This is a genomic window from Streptomyces sp. NPDC048191 (assembly GCF_040652655.1).
Lineage (GTDB): Bacteria > Actinomycetota > Actinomycetes > Streptomycetales > Streptomycetaceae > Streptomyces.
On record NZ_JBEZMO010000004.1, the window covers coordinates 230,978 to 252,446 of the forward strand.

Consider the following 21,469-nt stretch of genomic DNA (forward strand, 5'->3'; position numbering starts at 1 on the left):
CGGCGTGGCGGGACTTTCCCCCGTGTCGCGGACGGATGGTCAACCGCGGCCCGCGTCATTCGGCACCGGCACGTGGATATGAGCCGCCTTCTGCCCATGGCGGCTCTGGCCGCGCCGACCGGCCTGTTGCTCGCGCGGTGCTGTTCTCACTCGCACTCGACCCCGTAGCCCAGGACTTTCTGTTCCGGGAGCATTCTGTTCCCGCCGTCGTCAACATCGGCAGGCCGGGCGAGAATGCCTGGTTCCAGCGCTCCCCACGCCTGACATACGCCCAAGTGGTCACGACCGTCTGATCCACTGCCAGGCATCTGAGCTCCGGAACCCCTCCGGTCATCCACGCGTCCGCAGGCCCGCGGGGAGGGTCTCCCCCTCCGGGACCGGTTCCGTCGAGCTCCCGTCGGTGTCGCCGATGGCGGTGTGCGCGGGCGGCCATGGCAGCAGGGCGATCAGGGAGTGTGCCCGATGGATGAGGAAGGCGGCGAGCGGCAGTTCGGTGACCACGGCAAGGCCCCCCGCCATCCAGACGTCCTCGGTTCCGGCGTCGAGCGAGATGTCGAACCACGTGTCGCAGATCAGCAGGACCGCTGTGGCGTGCGCGTACAGAATGACCGAACGGCTGCGGCGCCAGGCCAGGAACGCCGTGGACGCCAACGCCATGATGAGTAGCACGTCGAATCCGACCCAGGTCAGGCGCCACTCGTGCACGTGGTGGGACGGCGGCAGCGTCAGAGCCAGCATCACCGTCCACGGTATGAGACAGGCGGCGCACGTGGCGAGCAGCTCTACGGTGTGCCTCCTGCGGCGGTCCGGCGTGAGGCCGCGGCGGCCGGTATGTTCCTTGGTCACTTTCGATCCGTCCTCGCGCGCTTCCTCCGACACCGGCAGGTTTCCCGGATTCCACATGGGCACAGCCGTATACGTCGTTCCGGATATTCCCGCGGTGTCCCACCGAACCTCTCGGGTCGCGGGCGGTGCCGGTGTCACCGACTACGGGCGTGCCAACCCGAACGTCTTCAGCTGCTCCCAGATCCACGGGTAGAAGCGGTCGTACGTGGAACGGTCCCAGACGTGTCCGCGATGTCCGTCGTGGTGCCCACCGACGGTTCCCGTCTCGGCCACCGCACCGACTCGGGCAGGGACGCGTGCGTCGGCCGGAAGAGCAGCCGCGTTCGCGGAACCCCCGGCGACGAGGAGGGTGCCTCCGGCGAATGCCAGTGCGGCGGCGGTGGTCGCCATACGCCGTACGAGCTTGTTCTTGGTGTGCAAAACAACTCACTCCCTGGTTTCCGGAGAGTAGAAACTGCCAACGCGGCCAGTTTCGATCAGGAAGGTGCGTAGTGCATCGCATGATCTGGTGATTGACTGCTGCCCAGCTGGAGCCATGCCGCAGGTATGTATTGGGGGCTTGAGCCGAGACCTGGTAGTCGCATGAATCGCTAGATTGTGCGATGTTCTCAGTTCCTTTCCGGTCCACTCTGCCCAGAGAGCTGACATCGCCCGAGTTCTCTCGACTCGGCGGTCGTCCGCAGAGTGACACACGAAACCAGATCGGGGTCGGGGGCGTGGAGGGCCGGGATGTCCAGGCGCAGTAGCAGAATCGAGTTCGTAGGCTCGCAGGGCGTTCCGCTCGTGGCACGCCTGGACCTGCCGGAGGGGACCCCTTGGGCGTACGCCGTATTCGCCCCCTGCTTCACATGCGGCAAGGACTGGTTGGCAGCCGCTCGGATCTGCCGGGAGCTGGCCGAACGCGGAATCGCGGTCCTCAGTGTGGACTTCGCCGGCATCGGCGAGTCCGGGGGTGACTTCGCCGCAGGTACGTTCAGTTCAGATGTGGACGATCTCGTGCGTGCCGCCGACCACCTGCGTGAGCACTTCACGGCTCCGTCGATCCTCATCGGGCATTCGCTGGGCGGTGCAGCCGTGCTGGCCGCCGCACACCGGATACCCGAGACGGCGGCGGTGGCCACGATCGCTGCGCCTGCGGACCCGGAGCACGTCGTGCGCACTTTCGGTGGCAGGCGGGACGAGATCGAGCGGCACGGGGAGGCCGAGGTGAGTCTCGGAGGCCGCGTGTTCCACATCCGTCGGGAGTTCCTCGACGACATCACCGCGCAGCCTCAGGCCGAGCGCATCCGCCGGCTGCGTCACGCGCTCCTGGTGCTGCACTCGCCGATCGACGAGACGGTGGGTGTGGAGAACGCCCAGCAGATCCTCGAGGCGGCACGGCACCCCAAGTCCTTCGTAGCGATCGACGGTGCCGACCATCTGCTCACCGATCGTGCCGACGCCCGCTATGTCGCGACGATGCTGGCCGCATGGGCCGGTCGTTACGCCCGCGATTCGGTCCAGGCCGGGCCGGCGTGAGGAAAATCGCACACCCCGAGCTGATCGGCCGGAGCAGGAGTAGGTTTCGCAGGTGATGAGAATTTCAGCGATCGCATTTATCGGAGCCCTGGCAGTCGCATTCGGAGTCTTCGCGTCGACCGTGTCTGCCTGGTGGTGGCCGGCCGCCTTGCTGTGCACGGCGTTGGCGGGTGTGGGTGCCTATGATCTCCTCCAAAAGCGCCACTCGGTACTGCGCAACTACCCCGTGCTGGGACATGTGCGCTTCATGCTGGAGTCGATCCGGCCGGAGTTGCAGCAGTATTTCATCGAGCGCAATTACGACGGCCGTCCCTACGACCGGGATGTGCGCAGTCTCGTCTATCAGCGCGCCAAGGGCCTGGAGGCGGAGCAACCGTTCGGGACCGAACGGAACGTCTATGCCGAAGGCTACGAGTACTTCGAGTCGTCGATGAGGCCACGCCCGGTGCCGTCGGAGCAGCCGAGGGTCCGTATCGGCGGTCCGGACTGCACCAAGCCCTACGACATGTCGTTGTTCAATGTCTCGGCGATGAGTTTCGGCTCGCTGTCCGCCAATGCCATCCTCGCCCTGAACCGGGGCGCCGCCCTCGGGGGATTCGCTCACGACACCGGTGAGGGGGGCCTGTCGGACTACCATCTGCGTCACGGTGGCGACCTGGTGTGGGAGACCGGCACCGGATACTTCGGCTGCCGCACCGCGGACGGCCGTTTCGACCGGGCGCGGTTCGCGGACAAGGCCGCTCACGACAGCGTGAAGTGCGTGTCCCTGAAGCTGTCCCAGGGAGCCAAGCCCGGCATCGGAGGAGTGCTGCCCGGGGAGAAGGTCACCGCCGAGATAGCCCGGGTACGCGAAGTCCCCGAAGGCCGGACCGTCATCTCGCCCCCGTACCACGAGGTTTTCAGTACCCCACGGGAACTGATCCGGTTCATCGCCGAGATGCGCGAGCTGTCCGGGGGCAAGCCGGTCGGCTTCAAGCTCTGTGTGGGCTCCCGGCGCGAGTTCCTGGCGGTCTGCAAGGCCATGATCGAGGAGGGCACCGCGCCCGATTTCATCATCGTCGACGGAGCGGAGGGCGGCACCGGAGCCGCCCCGCTGGAGTTCGCCGACCATCTGGGCAGCCCCCTCACCGAGGGCCTCATCACGGTCCACAACGCTCTGGTCGGCGCCGGCCTGCGGGACCGGATCAGGATCGGCGCCAGCGGCAAGGTGGCCACCGGAGCCGACATCGTCAAGCGCATGGTGCAGGGCGCCGACTTCACCAATGCGGCTCGCGCCATGATGTTCGCGATCGGCTGCATCCAGGCGCAGAGCTGCCACACCAACACCTGCCCCGCCGGAGTCGCCACACAAGACCCGCGCCGCGCCCGCGCGTTGCACGTCGACGACAAGTCGGTCCGGGTCCAGCGCTTCCAGTCCGCCACGGTGAACAGCTCCCTGAAGATCATCGCCTCCCTGGGCGTGAACGGACCGGCCGAGTTGCGCCCGTACATGCTGCGTCGGCGCGTGGATCCGGTCACGGTCCGCTCCTACGCGGAGCTCTATGAATGGCTGGACCCGGGGCAGTTGGTGATCGAGCCGCCGGAGTCCTGGGCGGTGGACTGGAAGGCCGCAGATCCTGATCGCTTCGCCGCTTGACTGGTCTTGCCGCGGTGAGTGGGCGGGGTGCGCCATCGACGCTGGCACTCCGCCGCTCTTCGCCGTGTCCAAGTCGCAGCCCGTGCGCGGCCCGCGCATCGACCACGTCCTCACCCAGGCCCCGCCATAGGCATGGCAGCATCTGTCGGCGGGTGCGGAACCCAAGGGCGAACGGTTCTACGACTGGGCAGTCGCCCGCTTGCCCGCAGCGTGGGAGTTCGACGGCGACGCGCCGACCCGGCAGCGGCGGATGCCGGCCTGCCGCAGCATGAGCAAGCGTTGTCTGCTGGCAGCTGAACCCCGCCAGCCTCCAGCATGCCGCGACCACGCGGTGAACTGGTCCGGACGGCGGCGTCGTCACCAAGTACGCGCTCGCCGCTGTCACTGGATGCGGCGCGGACACACGTTGGTGGGACAGCCCGTCCAAGACCGTCCCACCCATGTCAAACTCTCGCTGCGCTCCCCAGCTCTGACTGGCTCACCGCTACTGCACCATCCCCGATTTGGCGCGGCCATGCTGGGCCGTGGCGGACGACGACCGCCTCACCACACAGGGCACCGTCTTGGCCTCGCTTCCGTCTCAACTCAGCGGTACCCCGGGCGGTGTTCGGCGCGGGCCACCAGGCTGCGTTCGAGATCGGGGTCGCCGGTGAGGCGGTGAGCCGGGGAACCACGTCGGTGACCACGGAAACCTCGCCCCTCTCGATCGCCTGATACCACGAGATCCAGGTCTCGATCTGCTCTCCGCTCATGCCCAGTTGCCATCGCCACGCGAAGGCTTCCTCGAGGGTCTCGGGTTCGTAGCGGTAGTGCCGACAGGTGGTTGTGGCGATCCGGGTGACCGCTTGGTCGAAAGTCAGGGCCTCGGGCCCGGTGATCTCAAGGGTCGCGCCGTCGTGCTCGGAGTGCGGACCGTCCTCGAGGGCGACGGCCGTGATCACGTCAGCGATGTCCTCATGGGTGACGAAGGTGGCCCGGCCAGTCGTCGCAGGGCCGCTCACGACGAATTGCTCGTTGGCGAGGGCCGCAGGCGTCGACGCGTAGAAGCCCGCCCGGAGCACTGTGTGGCGGATCCCGGCCCCTGCCAGGAACGGTCAGTCACTGGTCGCGGGCGTTGAGGTAGGTGGCGGTGGGCGCCGCGCCGACGAGGGACACGCCGTGCGATGGCGCCGGGGGCCACCGCCACGCGGGGGCGGCGGCTTCCCGGGAAACCAAGATCGTCTCGGAGTGCATCGAGCAGGGCGCATCAACCACGTCGGCCCCGGCCGGCGCCATCCGTGGGGTCTCAAGACCCGTGCCTCGCGTGTCCGAGATCGAGACGTTGAGCGCCCGCGCGGACGGACGTCCCGTCACGCCGGTCGTGCAGGGTGAAGTCGGCCCGGACGGCCACACCGGACTGCAGCAGTTTCTGGTGGACGAGGGGGTCTCGGCCTGGGTGCGAGACGACGACGCTGATGTATCCCTCGGGCAGACCGGTCACGGCGTACTCGCCCCGTGCGTTCGTCGTGGTCCGCACCAACTGCCGGCCGCCGGTGTCCATGACGGTCACCGCGGCATGGCGGACGGGCTGCTGTTCGCCGTCGCGGACGGTGCCCTCCAGCATCGGCAACGGCTCGCCGAAGTGGTGCGGGTGGACCGGTAGTGCCGTGGGCGCGGGCGCCTCCACGGAGGGGTCCTCCACCGGCGGTTCGGGAATGTCCTGCTGCTCGTCCTCCGCTCCCCGTCGTACGGCCATGCGGTGGTGCCGCCACGCGTCCAGGCCCAGCAGCGCCAGTCCCGCGGTGATCCACGCGCACAGCACGAGGACCGGCTTCAGCACCCCCACATGGTCGAAGTACAGGACTCCCCGCAGGCCGTCGACCGCGTCGCCCAGCGGCATGACGGCGTGCAGGTCCTGGAAGAACCTCGGCAGCAGCTGGACGGGGACCAGGCCGCTGGAGGGGACGCTCAGCACGACGTACAGGCCCAGACCCGCCAGCGGGAAGAAGTGCTTGACGAAGGGCGCCATACCGAGGGAGAACGTGGCCACGGCCGTGGTGAGCAGGAAGGCGATCGCCAGGGCCGCGGGGTCGTTGGGGAAGAAGCCCAGTCCCACGCCGACGAGGAAGCCCACGGCGCTGAAGAGACCGGCGACGCCCGCGATCGTGATCAGTTTCTTGCGCCGGTTGAGGGTCACCGCCCGCAGCAGGGTCGTGGCGAGTATGTAGCCGGGGACGTTCCAGGCGATCCCGAAGTAGACCAGGGTCGCGCCGGACCCGTCCTCGCTGACGGTGGGGGCTACGTCCGTGGCGGTGAGCTTCTGGTGGTTGTGCGCCGCGAGCTGGGTGAAGCCCTTGGTCAGCGCCTGATCGAGGGACGCGCCGTTGGCCCCGGCCACGTACAGCACGGCATGTCTGCCCTTGGTGGCGTAGCCGGCCACGGCGTCCCGGTCCAGCACCGCCCGGCGGGCTTCCCGGGCATCTGCCACGGCGGTGACGTCGAACCCGCCGGGATGCTGCCGCTGCAGGGCGGTGTCGACGGTGCGTTCCACCGCGGGATCGGCGATCACGAGCTTGGCGTGGTGGGGCTGGGGCTGGTGAAAGGCCATGGGGAAGCAGAAGAGCAGGCCGAGGAAGAGCACTGCCGGGATCGTGAGGGTCTCGACGAGGACTCTGGCCACGGATATGCCCTGGGGACGCTCTATCCGGTGTTTCAAAAGGACCACTCCTTGGCCGCCACGGCGGGCCGTGCCGCACAGCCCCTGGGCCGCACGGCCGACCGGCTGCCCGGTGACCTCACGGTCGCCTCTCCGGTGCTGGTCGTCCGCCACTCGATTAACGTACCGATCGGCACGTCTACGTCTGCTGGACCATACGCGTACCGGTCGGTACAGTCAAAGCGTGCCGCGCCCTGTCAATGCCGAAAAGCGCGCCGAGCTGCTGAAGCAGGTGGTGCACCACCTCCAGCACCACGGCGTCGCGCAGATGTCGCTGAGTCCGCTCGCCGAGTCGATCGGGACCACCAAGCGCATGCTTCTGTACTACTTCGGCAGCCGCGAGAACCTGTTGGCCCAGGCGCTGGCCGCCTGCCGTCCCGACGCCCACGCGATGTTCGACGACGTCCGCGACGCCGCGGGACTGGGCAAGGCGGCCCATACCCTGTGGGAAGCGATGACCGTCGGGGAGCAGTCCGGGCCGGTCCGCATGCTGCTGCAGCTGCTGAGCCTGGCCGCCACCGATCCCGAGCAGTACGGCGACATCGCGGCCGAGACCGTCGAGGTCATGCTCGGCCCCATCGCCGCGGCCTACGGACGGCTGGGTCACCCGCCGCGGCAGGCGCGGACAGGGGCCACGATCCTCGTCTCCGGCCTGCGCGGTCTGTGCCAGGACCGCCTGGTGACCCATGACGTCGCCCGTACGGACGCGGCCGCTCGCCGGCTGATCAGGGACGCGGTCACGGCGGCCGACCGAGCTTGAACAGGGGGGCGGGCGCGGGACGCGGCCGGTGACGGTGCGTGGACGGTCGTCCGGCCGAACCCTTCCTTGCCTTCGTCGGTACGCCGCGGCCCTGTTCCGCCGTCGCTGACTCCTGGCGTGTCGACGCAGTTCGGCGTGCGCTCACGCCGTACTCGCCAGTGCCGAGTGCGACGGGACGTGCTCACCGGCAGGTCGAAGGAGGCGCACAGCCGCTCTTCATCCGGCTGTTCGGCCAGTTCGGCCACGACCCGACGCCGACGACAACTCGTACACCCGTACTCGCCGACCGCAGGTGGGATTGACTGTCTCACGGAAGGGACGCATCCCCAGTTTGGTCATGATCCGTTCGGAGGCGTCGTTGCCCACTTGGGCGATGCTGACGATCCGCTCCAGCCCTCGCTCTTCGAACCCGAACCGTACAGCGGCCGCTGCGGCCTCGGTGGCCAAGCCCTGCCCCCAGTGGGAACGTCCCAGCCGCCAGCCGACCTCAACAGCCGGCAGTACCTCCGGCAAGAAGTTGGGCACCGAAAGGCCGGTGAATCCGGCCAGTTCGCCAGTGGACCGGATCTCCACGGCGAACAGGCCGAAGCCCTGCGACTCCCACTCGCGCTCCCACGCCTGGATCCCGTCGCGGGTCTGCTGCTCGTCACGGACGCTGCCGTCACGGATCCACCGCATGACCTCGGGGTCGCCATTGACGGCAGCCATGGGCGCAACATCTTCCGCGCGCCAGCGACGCAGGATCAAACGGGGAGTCTCAAGCCTGACCATCCACTCATTGTGGATCACGAAGAGGCTCTCCGTCGTTCATCGATGATCAGCCCGACCTCAACTGGCCCGATCCCTTGTGTATGCCGTTCGGGAAAGACCCCTGGATCGTGGGGCGCGTCCCGCCTTACGGTGGCGCCATGAGCGATCACTCGGAAGCGCCTGTCGCACCCGTCGGGGCCTATGAACCTCCCTATTACATGGCCGTCTTCACCACGGTGCGAACCCAGGACCAGAGCGGCTACAGCGAGACGAACGCACGCATGGAAGACCTGGTGAAGGACGTCCCCGGCTTCCTGGGGATGGACCACGCGCAGACGCCTGGCGGGCTGGGCATCACCGTCGGGTACTTCCGCGACGCCGACGCCCTCACGGAGTGGCGGTGCAACGCCGAGCACCGCGCGGCGCAAAAGCGCGGGCAAGACGAGTGGTACCAGACTTACACGCTGCATGTGGCGAAGGTGGAGCGGAGTCACGGGTTCACGCGAGCGCAGGATCCGCAGAGTCCTACAGCAGGCTGAGCAACGGACTCTCCAGAGGGAACGGACGGACCGGTGGCGTCCTCGGTCGGCCTGGCGCTGCTGCCCGAGCACCGGCGGCGGCACGGCGGGCCGTACGGCGATCTCAGCCGGGCCGCATCGACATCGGGCTGCGTGTGCCGCTGACCGGGCTGCCGCTGCCGCGCTCCCCGTACGGCCGGCTTGTCCCGGCCGTCGACGTGTCACCGTGGCCGCACTCGGAGCGCACCCGCCGGTCCCACAGGGCGACGTATCCTGGCCCACGACGATCAACTCCCGCGACTCATGCTGACGGCCTGCCGCTGACCTGCGGTAACGATGATGAGGCTCGGTATGGAGCGGGACCCTCGCCCAGCCCTTCTGAAAGGCACCCGATGAGCCAGCCCTCCGCCGCTCCGACCGTCGAGCGCAACGACGCCAAGCACCGGTACGAGATCCTGGTCGACGGCAAGCGCGCCGGACTGACCGCCTACCGGGACCACGGCGCGCAGCGGGTCTTCTACCACACCGAGGTCGACGACGCCTTCGCCGGACAGGGCCTGGCCTCCCGGCTGGTCCAGGAGGCGCTCACCGACGTGCGCGAGTCCGGGAAGCGGATCGTGCCCGTCTGCCCGTACGTCGCCAAGTTCCTGAACAAGCACGAGGAGTTCGCCGACATCACCGATCCCGTGACTCCCGACGTCCTGCGGTGGCTGGACACGGAACTGGGCTGACCGGCCCCGCGCCGGGGTGCCGTCGCCGGCGGCCGCCCGAGTGTGTCTCCCGTGCCGCGCGGTCTCGGGCCTGAGCCATAACAGAGCGCCAGGCCCGTGACCCGGACGGCGTACCTCTGCTCGCGCCACCACCACCGAACGGGTCGGCTGGCAGGCAGAGGTACCGGAATCGTTCGGGAGGCACGATGACGGAAGGCAGCGGACCCGCGGACGAACACGGGGAACGGTCGGAGATAGAGGGGCTGCGGGCACGCGTCGCAGCACTGGAGAACGCGCGGGCCCGATCGCCCGGGCACCACGTCAAGTCCTTCGTGGCAGCGGTGCTCATCGTCATCGGGTGCATCCTCGCCCCGCTCTCCGTCGTCGCCGCCTGGGCGGCCGACCAGGTGGCGGACACCGACCGCTACGTCGACACGGTCGCCCCGCTGGCCTCGAACCCCGCTGTGCAGGACGCCGTCGCCAACCGGGCCACCGACGCGCTCATGACCCACATCGATCTGCCCGCACGCCTCGCGGACCTGGTGCCCGAGGACCGGCCCCGCCTGCGGCAGGCGCTGGGGGGCAGGCTGGGAGATTCCCTGGAAGGCGCCGTCCGCAGCTTCGTCCACGACAAGGCCCGCGAGGTCGCCGCGTCGGATGTCTTCAAGACGGTCTGGACCGACGCCAACCGCCAGATCCACAGCACCCTCGACAAGGCCCTCACCGGCAGCGGCGGCGGCGCGATTCAGCTGAAGAACGACACGGTCACCCTCGACCTCGGCCCCCTCGTCGACCGCGTCAAGAAGCGTCTGGTCGACTCCGGCATGGCCTTCGCCGGGCACATCCCGGCGGTGCACACCGATTTCACCCTCGTCAGGTCACAGCAGGTCGGCAAGGTCAAGACGTACGTGCGGCTGCTCCAACTCGCCGGAAACTGGCTGCCGGTGCTGGCCGTGCTGCTGATCGCCGCCGGTGTACTGCTCTCGGTCCGGCGGCGCCGGGCGCTGGTCGCGGGCTGTCTCGGCGTCGCCGTCGCCGTCGGCCTCCTCGGCATCGGACTGCGCGTCTTCCGCGTGATCTACCTCGACCGGCTGCCCGCCGACGTCTCCCAGGACGCGGCCGGCGCCGTGTACGACGCGCTGACCCGCTTCCTGCAGACCACCGTGCGCATGGTCGTGGCGCTCGGCATCGTCATCGCCCTGGGCGCATGGCTCAGCGGTCCGGGCCGGCACGCCGGGCTCGTGCGGCGGCTGTGGACCTCCGGGATCGGGGAGCTGCGCGACACCGCCGACCACGCCGGGCTGCGCACCGGGCCGGTCGGCCCCTTCGTGCGGCACCGCCGCACCTGGATCACCTGGATCCTGGTGGCCGTGGCGCTGCTGGTCTACCTGCTGTGGTCGTATCCCACGGGTTGGGTGGTGGTCGGCATCGCCCTGTGCCTGCTGTCCGTGCTGGCGGTGGTGGAGTTCCTGGCGGCCACACCGCCGACCGGTGAACAGGGCCCGCCCAGGGCGCCGGTCTGACGAACCGGGAGACCGGGGGCGCGAGCCCATCACCCGATCGGGCCGGCGCCGGTGGCGGACGCACCCCTCCGGCCCCAGGGTCGGAAAGGCCGGCCGGGCGTTCCGGACGCCGACCGCCACACGAGAACGGAACGGTCCCTGGGCCACCGGCGGCACCACGTTCGCCGGCGTGCTGTTGCTGCTGAACGGCATGCTGGGCGCTAGCGGGACACGCCGGTCGTTGTGGGTGCGGATCCGGCTTCCAGGGCCAGTGCCGCGAAGGTCGCCAGCCAGTGGCCGGTCGTGAAGTCCTGGAGTTCCAGGGCGGGCAGACCCGCCGCGAGGTGGGCTTCGGCGGCCTCCGCGAGGCGGGTGCGGACGTGGCCGCCGGGCAGGGCGGCGGCGATCGAGCGCAGCGCGGCGGCCCGGCTGAGGGTGAGGCCCAGCAGATGGCCGATCTGCGGGTCGGTGTGGTCGGAGACGACGGGGACCTCCAGCGGTCGGCAGGGGGCCCCGGTGCGCAGCGCGGGCAGGAAGTCGTCGAGCCAGCGCGCGAAGTCCTCCCTCGCGAGTACCCGGCGCATCGCGTCGGCCTCGGCCAGCGCCGGGGACAGGAAGTCCTGGCCCGACGGTTCCCAGTGCGCGGGCGCGTCGTGGTCGTCGGCGAACCAGTCCAGCAGGCGTCGCCGTACCGCCGCGGTGGTCGGCGCGGGCAGGGCGTCCGCGTCGAGCAGGAGGCCCAGTGCGAAGGCGCTGTTGGGATGGTTCCCGTGGCGCACCGGATACGTGGCCCTCGGCAGCCAGCCGGCCAGCAGGGTGTCGACGGCGGCGACGGCCGGCGCCAGGGCCTCGGCCCAGCGGGCGCCGACCGCGCCTCCGTACGTCCGGCACTCGGCGGCGAGCGCCACCAGCCAGGCCCATCCGTACGGCCGCTCGAAGGAGGGGTGGCCGAGGAGGTAGGCGGCCTCGGTGGCGATGTTCTCGGGGGTGAGATGGGTGTCGATCACCTTGATGACGGGTCCCGTCCCCGGGAGGGCGGGCGTGCCGCCGTACCGGCGCAGCAGACGGACCAGCAGCCAGTGCATATGGACCGAGGAGTGCCAGTCGTAGGCGCCGTGGAAGGCCGGATGCAGGGCGCTGGGCCGGACCTCCTCCTCCGGTGAAGTCGTCAGGTGGGCGGGGGAGTTGGGGTACTCGCGGGTGACGTTGGCGAGGGCGAGCCGGGTGAAGCCGGCCGCGTACGCGGTGAGCGGCATCAGTGGGTGGCTCCCTCGCTGACCTTCAGATCCCGTTCCGTGGGGGTGTGGGCGGCGGCGAGCAGCAGGGCCCGCAGACCGTGGGCGACCGTGCGGGGCTCCAGGGCGGGGGCGGTGCCGTCGGTGACCTGCTCCGGAGCCCAGGGCACGTGCACGAAACCGCCGCGGACGTGCGGGAATTCGGTGGCGATGAGGTACCCAAGGCCGTACGCGACGTGGTTGCAGACGAACGTGCCGGCCGTGTTGGAGACGGCGGCCGGGACACCTGCCGCGCGCAGGGCGGCGACGCAGGCCTTCACGGGGAGGGTGGAGAAGTACGCGGCGGGCCCGCCCGGGATCACGGGCTCGTCGATGGGCCGGTCGCCCGCGTTGTCGGGGACACGCGCGTCGTCGACGTTGATGCCGACGCGTTCGACGGTGACGCCGGGACGGCCGCCCGCCTGGCCGAGACACACGACCAGGGCAGGGCGCGAGGCACGCACGGCTTCACGGAGCACCTCGATGGACTTGCCGAAGACACAGGGCAGTTCGACGGCGGTGACCGCGAGTCCGGCGGGCGGCTCGGCGGCCACGAGGGAGGCGGCCTGCCACGACGGGTTGACCTGCTGGCCGTCGAAGGGGGCGAAGCCGGTGATCAGCACGCGGGTCATGGCGCTTCCTTCACGGGGGAGGGGCATACGGCCGGGCGGTTCAGAACGCGAAGAGGGCCATGATCGCGGTCGAGCACACCAGGAGCGGGAGCGCCGTCGGGATCTGCGCCTTGATGGGGCCGTACTGGTCCTTCAGTTCGAGCAGGGTGGCCGGGACGATGTTGAAGTTGGCGGCCATCGGGGTGCACAGCGTTCCGGAGAAGCCGGCCAGCATGCCGACCGCCAGGACCGCCGGCGGATTGCCGTGCATCTGCTGGATGAGGACGGGCCAGCCGATCGCCGCGGTCATCACGGGGAACGCGGCGAAGGCGTTGCCCATGATCACCGTGAACAGGAACATGCCGGCGCAGTACGCGATGACGGCGAGGTACTTCGAGTGGTCCGGCAGGACGTCGTGCACGATCTTGCCGACCTGGGTGCCGACCCCGGCCAGCGCGAAGAGCGAGCCCAGTACGGCGAGCAGCTGGGGCAGCAGCAGGGCGGACCCCATGGCCTCCAGCATGGAGCGCCCGGAGTGGAGCGGCACGGACAGCTTGCGCTCGCCGGTGACCAGCATGCCGACGACGAGGGCGACGAGGCAGCCGATGCCGAGGCCGAGGAGGGCGGCCTTTCCGGTCTCGAACAGCCCGGACGTGTCGAGTACCGAGGCGCACACGATCGCGACGAGCGGGATCGTCAGTGCGGGGACGAAGATCCTGCTGCCGAGCCGGTCCGCGGAGGCCTCGCGTTCCTCGCCGGTGCTGGTGACCGGGATGCCCTTGCCGAGGAAGTTGAATCCGGCGAGCACGATCAGGGCGAGGACGGCGATGCCGAGCGGTTCGGCGGGCAGGGTCCAGCCGCCGTTCTTCGCGGTCGCGTTGGCGACGCCGGTGCCGTAGGGGAAGGTGAGCCCGAGCAGGCCCCAGAACGCGGCGGACGTCCACCGCTTGGGGTTGCTGCGGTCGGCGGCCATCTGCACGGCCATGACGACGAGGACGAGACCCACCAGCCAGTAGAGCCACTCGACCTTGATCACTTGTTGGTCTCCTTCGGAAGCGGCAGGTCGTGTTCGGCGGCGGCGAGTGCCATGTCCCGCTGCAGCTGCCGGTCCAGGAGCAGCAGGCGGGCGCCGTGGACGAGGAAGGCGCAGACGGCGAGCGGGATCGCCCACAGGGCCAGTTGGGTCGCCTCCAGGTTCTGGTGGTACGTGGAGTTGACGAAGCCGGTGATCAGCAGGATCGAGCCGATGGCGATGAAGCAGTCCTCGCCGAAGAAGAGGCCGACGGTGTCGGCGGACGCGGCGTAGGAACGCACCTTCTCGCGGAGGCGCTCGGGCAGTGGCCCGCCCGTCGAGCGCTCGGCGGCGGCCTCGGCCATGGGAGCGACGAGGGGACGCACGGTCTGCGCGGGGCCGGCGACGCTGTTGAGGCCCAGTGCCGCGGTGACCTGACGGACCAGCAGGTAGGCCGTGAGGAACCGGCCGGTGCTGAGACCGCCGAGCCGGCCTATGAGCCTGCGGGCCTGCTCCCGCAGGCCGTAGCGCTCCAGCAGGCCGATCACGGGCAGGGCGATGGCGAAGACGGTGACCGAGCGGCTGTCGGCGAAGGACCGGCCGAAGGCCGCGAGGACCTCCAGCGGGCTCATCTTGCCGAGCAGCCCGGTGACGACACCGGCGACACCGACCACGAGGACGGGATTGCGACGCGTGGCGAATCCGAGGATCACCACGGCGACGCCGAGGAGAACGATCATGCGGCGGCCTTAGGGGTGAGCGGGCAGGACACCCGAGCGGCGCGGATCCGGGGGCCCGAATCCGTGAGGGCTGCACGGACCCTAGGGGATCGTTCAACGATCGAACAAGGGGGCGGTGGGAAAATCCATCCCCTTGTCGGATCGTTCAACGATCGCTTACGTTGAGGGTGTGATCGATCTCAACGCGGATCTCGGTGAAGGCTTCGGCTGCTGGACGCTCACCGACGACGACGCCCTGCTCTCCGTGGTGACCAGTGCCAACGTCGCCTGTGGCTTCCACGCAGGCGACCCCTCGGTGATGCGCCGAGTCTGCGACCTCGCGGCCGCCCGTGGCGTCCGGATCGGCGCGCAGGTGTCCTACCGCGACCTGGCCGGCTTCGGCCGTCGCTCCATGGACGTACCGGCCGGCGAACTGGCGGCGGAGACGGCCTACCAGATCGGGGCGCTGCGGGTCTTCGCACAGGCCGCCGGCGCCGAGGTGGCCTACGTCAAACCGCACGGCGCGCTCTACAACCGCACCGTGCACGACGCCGAGCAGGCGGCCGCCGTGGTGGCGGGCGTGAGACTGGCGGGCGGGATGCTGCCGGTGCTCGGCCTGCCGGGGTCACGGCTGCTCGCCGCGGCCGAGGAGGCGGGCCTCACGGCCGTGCCCGAGGCCTTCGCGGACCGCGGCTACACCCCCGCGGGCACGCTCGTGCCGAGGCGCGAGAGGAACGCCCTGGTGACCGACGAGGCCGCCGTGGTCCGGCGCGCGCTGGCGTTCGCCGTGGAAGGCGCGGTCCAGGCCGTGGACGGTACGACCGTCCCGGTGGCCGCCCGCTCCCTGTGCGTCCACGGCGACACCCCGGGTGCCGCCCGGATCGCGGCCCGGGTGCGCGCGGCCCTGGAGGGCGCCGGAGTCGAGATCGGGGCGTTCGCATGACGGGGAGCCGCTCTCCGCGGGTACGCATCGCCGGACGGCACGCGCTGCTCGTCGAGTTGCCGGACGCCGAGCACACCGGGGCCTTCCACGCCGAACTCCTGCGGCGGCGCGCGGCGGGCACCCTCCCGCCGGTCGAGGAGATCGTGCCGGGCGCGCGCACCGTGCTCCTGGACGGGGTCACGCACCCGGAGGAGCTGGCCCGCCGGATCGCCGACTGGTACGTGCCGTCCCATGCCACCGACACCGGGGGAGTCGTGGAGATCCCGGTCCGCTACGACGGTCCCGATCTGGCCCATGTCGCCGCCCTGTGGGGGCTGGCGGCCGAGGAGGTCGCCGTCCGGCACTCCTCGTACACCTACCGCGTCGCCTTCTGCGGCTTCGCCCCCGGCTTCGGCTACCTCACCGGCCTTCCCGAGGAGCTGCACGTGCCGCGCCGCGACACACCCCGCACCCGGGTCCCGGCCGGTGCGGTCGCGCTCGCCGGTCCCTACAGCGCTGTATACCCGCGCGCCACCCCGGGCGGCTGGCAGCTGATCGGGACCATGCCGGACCCGACACCGCTGTGGGACCTCACCCGGGAGGAACCGGCCCTGCTCACGCCGGGAACACGGGTGCGGTTCGTGGCCGAGGACGGTACGCCATGACCGTCAAGCTCACCGTCGTACGCTCCGGAGCCCTCACCACAGTCCAGGACCACGGCCGGCGCGGCCATGCCCACCTGGGCGTTCCCCGCTCCGGAGCCCTGGACGCCCCCGCCAGGGAACTGGCCAACCGGCTCCTCGGCAACGACTCACAGGCCGCGGTGCTGGAGACCACCCTGACCGGCTGCGCCCTGCGCCCCGACCGCGGCGTGACCGTCGTGGTCGGTGGCGCGCCCTGCCCGGTGACGGTCGACGGCCGGCCGGCGCCCTGGGGACTGCCCGTACGGGTGCCCGGCGGCGCCGTCCTGGACGTGGGCGGAGTGACCGCGGGCGTGCGCTCCTACGTGGCCGTCGCCGGTGGTATCGCCGTCGAACCGGTCCTCGGCAGCCGTTCGACGGACCTGCTCTCCGGACTCGGCCCGGCGCCCCTGCGCGACGGCGACCTCCTCCCGCTGGGCGCCCCCGCCCAGCAGCCGGCGCTCCCCGCCGGCGCTCCCTGGCCGGCGCCGCCCACCGAGCTGACCCTGCCGCTGCGGCTCGGCCCCCGCGCGGACTGGTTCACTCCCGGCGCGCTGCGCACCCTCACCTCGGCCACGTACCGCGTCTCCCAGCACAGCAACCGCATCGGCCTGCGCACCGAAGGACCGGCCCTGGAACGCGTGTCGGCCGGTGAACTGCCGAGCGAAGGAATGATGCTCGGCGCCGTGCAGGTGCCCCCGGACGGGCGTCCGGTGGTGTTCCTGCACGACCACCCGACCACCGGCGGCTACCCGGTGATCGGTGTCGTCGCCGAGACCGCCCTGGCGGCGGCCGCCCAGGCCGCCGCGGGCACGCCGATCCGCTTCACCCCCGGGTGAAGCCCCCGCCCGGCGGCGTGCCGGGCCCTCCGCGGTGGGCGATTCTGTAGGGGTGGGTCGTGTCCCGGTCCGCCGGATCGCGGCGGACTACGCCGTCTCGGGCCGACGGGCGGTACGCGTGACGCTGGTCGCCGCGGCCGGGTTCTACCTTTTCCGCTACGGCCTCGACCGCCCCGTGGCGGCCACCTACGCCCTGTTCGCCGCCGTGGCACTCGGCGGACTGGCCAGGATCCCCGGCACCGGACGGCAGCGGGCCGCGACAGTGCTGCGCCTGCTGCCGGTGTGCTGGCTGCTGGTCGTCGTCGGCACGTATCTGTCGGTGCGGACCTGGAGCGCCGTCGCCGGCATGCTGGCGGTCGGCTTCGCGCTGGCCTTCGCCGCCGTGGGCGGACCACGCCCGGCCGGGGCGGCGCCGGGTCTGCAACTCCTCTACATCCTCCCGTCGTTCCCCCCGTACGCTCCGGACACGCTCGGCGACCGGCTGATCGGCACGACCACCGGCCTGGCCCTCTTCATCGCCGCCGAGTCACTGGTCTTTCCCGAGCCCGGTCCGCCGTCCTACCGGCAGCGGGCCGCCCACGCCGCGCACACCGCCGCCCACTGCGCGACCCGGCTCGCCGCACCGCCGTACGCGCTGAGCGACGACGGCGTCCGGGCGGCCTGGGACACCAGCCGGTCGCTACGGTCCCTGATGGTGCCGGAGGCGGAACGGCCGGCCGGCCCCGGAGTGCGCGACCGCGCCCTCGCCCACACCGGACTCGCCACGCGCACCCTCCTCAGCCGCCTGGCCCAACTGCCCGCTCCGCCGGACGGGCAGCCGGGCTCCGAGGTGACCGCCGTCCTGCGGGCCGTGGCACGGCTGGCCACGGCGACCGCGGCCTGTCTGGGGGCCGGACCGTCGCCGGTGACGCCGTACGAGGAGCTGGCCACGGCACGGGCGCGGCTGTCGGCCGTGTCCGTGGGCCCCGGCGGGAATCCCGCATCGGGGACCGCCCGCGCACCGGACGTGCCGCCCGCCGTACTGCGCCGGCACGCCGCCGTCCTGGAGATCGCCGACGCCGCGCTCGCCATGGCCACGGCGGCCGATCTGGCGGTACACGGCAGACACGCGGGAGTTCAGGTCCCGCCCACCCGCTTCTGGTACGCCAGGACCTGGGCGCCGCTGCTGTGGTGGCACCGGCTGCGCGGCCACGCCGGGCGCCGGTCGGTGTTCTTCCAGAACGCGGCCAGGATCGCCCTGGCCCTGACCGCGGCGCGGCTCGTGGCGGGAGTGGACACGCTCCCGCACGGATTCTGGGCCACGCTGGCGACGCTCACCCTCACCCGGACCACCATGGACGAGACCTGGCACACCATCCGTCTCGCACTCGCCGGGACGCTGGCCGGGGCCCTCGTCACGGCCGGGGCACTGAGCCTGGCCGGGCCCCACACCGCCGTCTACGCCGTCGTACTGCCGGTGTGGATGCTGTTCGCCTTCACGGTGGGGCCGGTCAAGGGCGTCGGCTGGGCGCAGGGCCTGTTCACCGTGCTCGTCGCCCTGGTCTTCGCGCAACTGTCCGTGCCGACATGGCGGCTGGCGGAGGTCAGGATGCTGGACGTGCTGGTCGGCAGCGCGATCGGCGCCGTCTTCGGGCTGCTCGCCTGGCCGCGCGGCGCCCATGACGAGCTGCGCCGCTCGGTGGCGGAACTCCTGCGCCGGGCGGCGGAGATCGTGGTGGTGACCGGTGCCTCGGTGGCGGGCGGCGGCGCGTGCGCCGCACCGTCGGGGCAGTCCGGCCACCGGTCCCTGCAGCGCGCCGTCGTCCTCGCCGAATCCGCGTACGCCCAGTTCCAGAGCGAGCCGACACCCTTCGGCGGCCGGGCGCATGGGCCCGCCCGGCGGACCGTGGACTGGCAGGCCACACTGATCGCCGGCCACCACACCCTGTGGGGATCAGAGCGACTGCTGGCGCCGCCCCTCACCGGTCTTGGGCCCGCCGCGGCCGAGTCGGTCGGTGCGCTGGGCGAGCGCGTGGCCGGGCGGATGCTGCTGGTCTCGGCGGCCCTGGATCCGGGTGCGGACACCCCCACCGGGCCGATCCCGCTGATCGATCCGGTGATCGAGGGGTCAGGCACCGAGCCGCCCGGCGCGCCCCGCCTGTACTACGCGACCGTATCGTGGCTGGACTCGCTGCTGACGGACCTGACACGGATCGCACACGGCGGCCCGGGGCCCGGTCCGGGCCGATCCGTGCCGCCGGGCCTCCTCGCTGCCGACGACGGCACCGTTTGACGCGCTCACGGCCGGGAACCGGAGCGGCATGTTCCGAACCATCGCGCGGGGCTGTGCGGCAGGAGCCGCGGGCACCACCGTGCTGAACGCCGTGACATACATGGACATGGCACTGCGCGGCCGCCCTGCGAGCAGCGCGCCCGAAGCCGTGGTGGAGAAGATCACCACCAAAGCGGGTCTCCCCGTCCCGGACGGGGACGGGAGGGACAACCGGCTGTCCGCACTGGGAGCACTGTCGGGCATCGCCGTCGGAGTCGGGACCGGTGCGGTCGTCTCGCTGCTCCACCGCGCGGGCGTACGGCCACCCGCCTGGCTGGGCGCCGTGCTCACCGGGGCCCTGGCGATGACACTCAGCGACGCGCCGATGGCGGGCCTGGACATCAGCGACCCGCGCACCTGGTCGGCCACCGACTGGACCGCCGACGCCGTCCCGCACCTCGCCTACGGACTGGTCACCTACGGAGTCATCGCGTCCGCGTGAGGATGCGCCGAAGCCAGCGGGTACGGGCTTCGCGGGCCTCCTGGCTGAGAGCCGCCCGTGGCGCGAAGGTGTCGAAGCCGTGGAAGGCGCCGGGCCAGACGTGCAGTTCGGCCCGGCCGCCGGCCTGCCAGATGGCCTGGGCGTACGCGACGGCCTCGTCCCGCAGCGTCTCGGCCGACCCGACCTCGAGGTACGCCGGAGGCAGCCGGGACAGATCCGTGGCGCGGGCCGGTGCCGCGTAGGGCGGCAGGTCCGCGGCGCCGTAGCACTCGCCCAGCAGCGCCTGCCACGCGGTCGTGTTGGAGGTCCGGTCCCAGGTGTCGACGCCGGCCATCTGGTGGCTGGAGAACGTGTCCGTGCGGTCGTCGAGCATCGGGGACAGCAGCAGTTGCCCGATCGGCGCCGGTCCGCCCCGGTCCCGGGCGAGCAGGGCGAGTGCGGCGGCGAGGCCGCCGCCCGCGCTCTTGCCCCCCACGACGACGCGGCCCGCGTCGATTCCCAGCTCGGCCGCGTGCTCGGCCGCCCAGACGAGTCCGGCGTAACAGTCCTCGACCGCCGCGGGGTACCGCGCCGTCGGCGCCAGCCGGTAATCGACGGAGACCACGGCCAGTTCCAGGGCGGCGGCCCATTCGCGGAGCAGCCGCGGCAGGACCGACCATGCGTTGCCCGTGATCATTCCGCCGCCGTGCAGGTAGTACAGCAGGGGCAGGGGCCCGGTGACCCCGGCGGGCCGAGCGCTCACGAGCGTGACGTCCGGGCCGCCCGGCGGACCGGGCACCCGCAGCTCCCGCGCCTCGAAGCGGCCGCCGGCCCGGAGTTCGCGCAGCGTCGGCCGGGGCCGGACGGCGGCGTCCCGCTCCTGCCGGGCCGCGAGGTTCTCCGGCGTGACGGGCTCCCTCACGGCGCTTCCCAAACCCGCCAGCACCGCGGCCAGTTCGGGGTCGAACGGGGGAACGTCCCGGCCCGTGGCCACGGGGCCGGGCTCGGAGGCCATGTCATCGGCGAGGTCCATGCGGCCCAGTCAATCATCCCGTCCCACACGGGATTTGGCGCTGCCGTGGCCGGTGCGACGCACCGCCCGCTCCGGCCGGCCTTGGCCCCGAGGCGCTCGTCCTGGTAGGCATGGCTCGTGCGATTCGAGAGTGTTCCCATGCCGGCGGCGGTCGAGGCACGGCCCCGTGACCCCCGTGGATATCCCGTGCCGGCGATCACTCCCTGGGAAGGGGAGGAGCCCCGGTTCGCGCTGACCGACTACGAACGCAGCGCCGCGTGCGCGCGGAAGCGTTTGTGCTCGGTCTGCGACCAGGCCATGCCGCAGGGACCGGTGTGGCGTGTGGTGGGCGCCGCGGAGAGCGCGGCGATCGCGGAGGCGCTGGCCGCCGGGCGGCCCTACCGCAACCTCGAGCCGACGCTGGAAGGACCGGGGCACCGGGCGTGCATGCTGTACGCCTCGATGGTGTGCCCGTATCTGGCGCGGCCCAACGCCCGCCGCGGTACGCCGGCGGCGGAACCGGACGACGACATGACCTCCCATGTCGTGCGGGGTGCCGTCCGGGGCGCCATGGGCGCGGTGGTGGGGTTCGGCGAGTACGAGTACGCCGTCACCAGCAGCCGCGTGCTCTTCCGGTTCCTCGACGTCGTCGAGTTCCTGCCGCACGACACGGCCGACGAGCACCTGGACGAACTGCGGGCCGAGCTCGACCGGATGGCGAAGTGACCCGCAC

22 protein-coding genes and 1 pseudogene are annotated in these 21,469 nt (G+C 71.4%); 13 read left to right on the top strand and 10 right to left on the bottom strand.

Features of this window, described 5'->3' with window-relative positions:
* Positions 1-330: 330 nt before the first annotated feature.
* Both AB0D93_RS09665 and AB0D93_RS09670 read right to left on the bottom strand, forming a co-directional pair.
* The gene (locus AB0D93_RS09665; protein WP_362115763.1) at positions 331-846 is read right to left on the bottom strand and encodes a hypothetical protein; all 516 of its coding nucleotides are present in this window, start codon (positions 844-846) and stop codon (positions 331-333) included.
* A 141-nt stretch (positions 847-987) separates the two neighbouring features.
* Positions 988-1,266 carry a hypothetical protein gene (locus AB0D93_RS09670; protein WP_362115766.1) on the bottom strand — a complete coding sequence of 93 codons (279 nt, stop codon included), beginning with the start codon at positions 1,264-1,266 and terminating at the stop codon, positions 988-990.
* Between the two features lie 309 nt (positions 1,267-1,575).
* On the opposite strand from AB0D93_RS09670, the gene AB0D93_RS09675 reads away from it, so the two are divergent.
* Both AB0D93_RS09675 and AB0D93_RS09680 read left to right on the top strand, forming a co-directional pair.
* Positions 1,576-2,364 carry an alpha/beta fold hydrolase gene (locus tag AB0D93_RS09675; RefSeq protein WP_362115769.1) on the top strand — a complete coding sequence of 263 codons (789 nt, stop codon included), beginning with the start codon at positions 1,576-1,578 and terminating at the stop codon, positions 2,362-2,364.
* Between the two features lie 55 nt (positions 2,365-2,419).
* Positions 2,420-4,000, top strand: coding sequence for an FMN-binding glutamate synthase family protein (locus AB0D93_RS09680; protein WP_362115772.1), 1,581 nt, complete (start codon positions 2,420-2,422; stop codon positions 3,998-4,000).
* A 443-nt stretch (positions 4,001-4,443) separates the two neighbouring features.
* Here the strand turns inward: AB0D93_RS09680 and AB0D93_RS09685 are convergent, their stop codons facing one another.
* Positions 4,444-5,001, bottom strand: coding sequence for a hypothetical protein (locus AB0D93_RS09685; protein WP_362115775.1), 558 nt, complete (start codon positions 4,999-5,001; stop codon positions 4,444-4,446).
* Positions 5,002-5,285: 284 nt separating this feature from the next.
* Positions 5,286-6,695, bottom strand: coding sequence for a carboxypeptidase regulatory-like domain-containing protein (locus AB0D93_RS09690; protein ID WP_362115778.1), 1,410 nt, complete (start codon positions 6,693-6,695; stop codon positions 5,286-5,288).
* 184 nt (positions 6,696-6,879) lie between these two features.
* On the opposite strand from AB0D93_RS09690, the gene AB0D93_RS09695 reads away from it, so the two are divergent.
* Positions 6,880-7,455: a TetR family transcriptional regulator gene (locus AB0D93_RS09695; RefSeq protein ID WP_362115781.1), complete on the top strand. Its 576-nt coding sequence runs from the start codon at positions 6,880-6,882 to the stop codon at positions 7,453-7,455.
* Positions 7,456-7,671: 216 nt separating this feature from the next.
* Here AB0D93_RS09695 and AB0D93_RS09700 read toward each other — a convergent pair whose 3' ends face one another.
* Positions 7,672-8,226 (bottom strand): GNAT family N-acetyltransferase, encoded by a 555-nt coding sequence (locus tag AB0D93_RS09700; RefSeq protein ID WP_362116263.1) that lies wholly within the window; start codon positions 8,224-8,226, stop codon positions 7,672-7,674.
* 137 nt (positions 8,227-8,363) lie between these two features.
* Between AB0D93_RS09700 and AB0D93_RS09705 the strand changes: the two genes are divergently transcribed.
* The 4 genes and pseudogenes from AB0D93_RS09705 (at position 8,364) to AB0D93_RS09720 (ending at position 10,956) form a co-directional block, all read left to right on the top strand.
* Entirely contained in the window at positions 8,364-8,744 is a 381-nt protein-coding gene (locus AB0D93_RS09705) for an antibiotic biosynthesis monooxygenase (RefSeq protein ID WP_362115784.1), read from the top strand.
* Positions 8,745-8,765: 21 nt separating this feature from the next.
* Positions 8,766-8,953: pseudogene (locus AB0D93_RS09710) on the top strand (transposase); the annotation flags it as partial.
* Between the two features lie 162 nt (positions 8,954-9,115).
* Positions 9,116-9,454 (top strand): GNAT family N-acetyltransferase, encoded by a 339-nt coding sequence (locus AB0D93_RS09715; RefSeq protein ID WP_362115788.1) that lies wholly within the window; start codon positions 9,116-9,118, stop codon positions 9,452-9,454.
* Positions 9,455-9,639: 185 nt separating this feature from the next.
* Entirely contained in the window at positions 9,640-10,956 is a 1,317-nt protein-coding gene (locus AB0D93_RS09720; RefSeq protein WP_362115791.1) for a hypothetical protein, read from the top strand.
* A gap of 200 nt (positions 10,957-11,156) precedes the next feature.
* Here the strand turns inward: AB0D93_RS09720 and AB0D93_RS09725 are convergent, their stop codons facing one another.
* Genes AB0D93_RS09725 through AB0D93_RS09740 form a run of 4 tightly spaced genes read right to left on the bottom strand, consistent with a single transcriptional unit; the run spans position 11,157 to position 14,572 of the window.
* Positions 11,157-12,191: a DUF2891 domain-containing protein gene (locus AB0D93_RS09725; protein WP_362115795.1), complete on the bottom strand. Its 1,035-nt coding sequence runs from the start codon at positions 12,189-12,191 to the stop codon at positions 11,157-11,159.
* Positions 12,191-12,841: a pyroglutamyl-peptidase I gene (gene pcp, locus AB0D93_RS09730; RefSeq protein WP_362115798.1), complete on the bottom strand. Its 651-nt coding sequence runs from the start codon at positions 12,839-12,841 to the stop codon at positions 12,191-12,193. Before pcp ends, AB0D93_RS09725 begins: the two co-directional genes overlap by 1 nt.
* 40 nt (positions 12,842-12,881) lie before the next feature.
* Positions 12,882-13,856 carry a DUF979 domain-containing protein gene (locus AB0D93_RS09735; RefSeq protein ID WP_362115801.1) on the bottom strand — a complete coding sequence of 325 codons (975 nt, stop codon included), beginning with the start codon at positions 13,854-13,856 and terminating at the stop codon, positions 12,882-12,884.
* The gene (locus AB0D93_RS09740; RefSeq protein WP_362115804.1) at positions 13,853-14,572 is read right to left on the bottom strand and encodes a DUF969 domain-containing protein; all 720 of its coding nucleotides are present in this window, start codon (positions 14,570-14,572) and stop codon (positions 13,853-13,855) included. The genes AB0D93_RS09735 and AB0D93_RS09740 overlap by 4 nt, the downstream gene beginning before the upstream one ends.
* 169 nt (positions 14,573-14,741) lie before the next feature.
* Here AB0D93_RS09740 and AB0D93_RS09745 point away from each other — a divergent pair, with 169 nt between their 5' ends.
* The 5 genes from AB0D93_RS09745 to AB0D93_RS09765 are packed head-to-tail and all read left to right on the top strand — an operon-like array spanning position 14,742 to position 19,745.
* The gene (locus tag AB0D93_RS09745; RefSeq protein WP_362115807.1) at positions 14,742-15,494 is read left to right on the top strand and encodes a 5-oxoprolinase subunit PxpA; all 753 of its coding nucleotides are present in this window, start codon (positions 14,742-14,744) and stop codon (positions 15,492-15,494) included.
* Positions 15,491-16,138: an allophanate hydrolase subunit 1 gene (locus tag AB0D93_RS09750; protein WP_362115810.1), complete on the top strand. Its 648-nt coding sequence runs from the start codon at positions 15,491-15,493 to the stop codon at positions 16,136-16,138. Before AB0D93_RS09745 ends, AB0D93_RS09750 begins: the two co-directional genes overlap by 4 nt.
* The gene (locus tag AB0D93_RS09755) at positions 16,135-16,992 is read left to right on the top strand and encodes a biotin-dependent carboxyltransferase family protein (protein WP_362115813.1); all 858 of its coding nucleotides are present in this window, start codon (positions 16,135-16,137) and stop codon (positions 16,990-16,992) included. Before AB0D93_RS09750 ends, AB0D93_RS09755 begins: the two co-directional genes overlap by 4 nt.
* 52 nt (positions 16,993-17,044) lie before the next feature.
* The gene (locus AB0D93_RS09760; RefSeq protein ID WP_362115816.1) at positions 17,045-19,264 is read left to right on the top strand and encodes an FUSC family protein; all 2,220 of its coding nucleotides are present in this window, start codon (positions 17,045-17,047) and stop codon (positions 19,262-19,264) included.
* Between the two features lie 28 nt (positions 19,265-19,292).
* A complete protein-coding gene (locus AB0D93_RS09765; RefSeq protein ID WP_362115819.1) occupies positions 19,293-19,745 on the top strand; it encodes a hypothetical protein in 453 nt (150 codons plus the stop codon).
* Here the strand turns inward: AB0D93_RS09765 and AB0D93_RS09770 are convergent.
* Complete coding sequence (locus AB0D93_RS09770) at positions 19,729-20,757, bottom strand: alpha/beta hydrolase (protein ID WP_362115822.1); 1,029 nt, start codon at positions 20,755-20,757, stop codon at positions 19,729-19,731. The genes AB0D93_RS09765 and AB0D93_RS09770 overlap by 17 nt on opposite strands.
* Positions 20,758-20,943: 186 nt before the next feature.
* Here AB0D93_RS09770 and AB0D93_RS09775 point away from each other — a divergent pair, with 186 nt between their 5' ends.
* A complete protein-coding gene (locus AB0D93_RS09775) occupies positions 20,944-21,462 on the top strand; it encodes a hypothetical protein (RefSeq protein WP_362115825.1) in 519 nt (172 codons plus the stop codon).
* Positions 21,463-21,469: the final 7 nt, after the last annotated feature.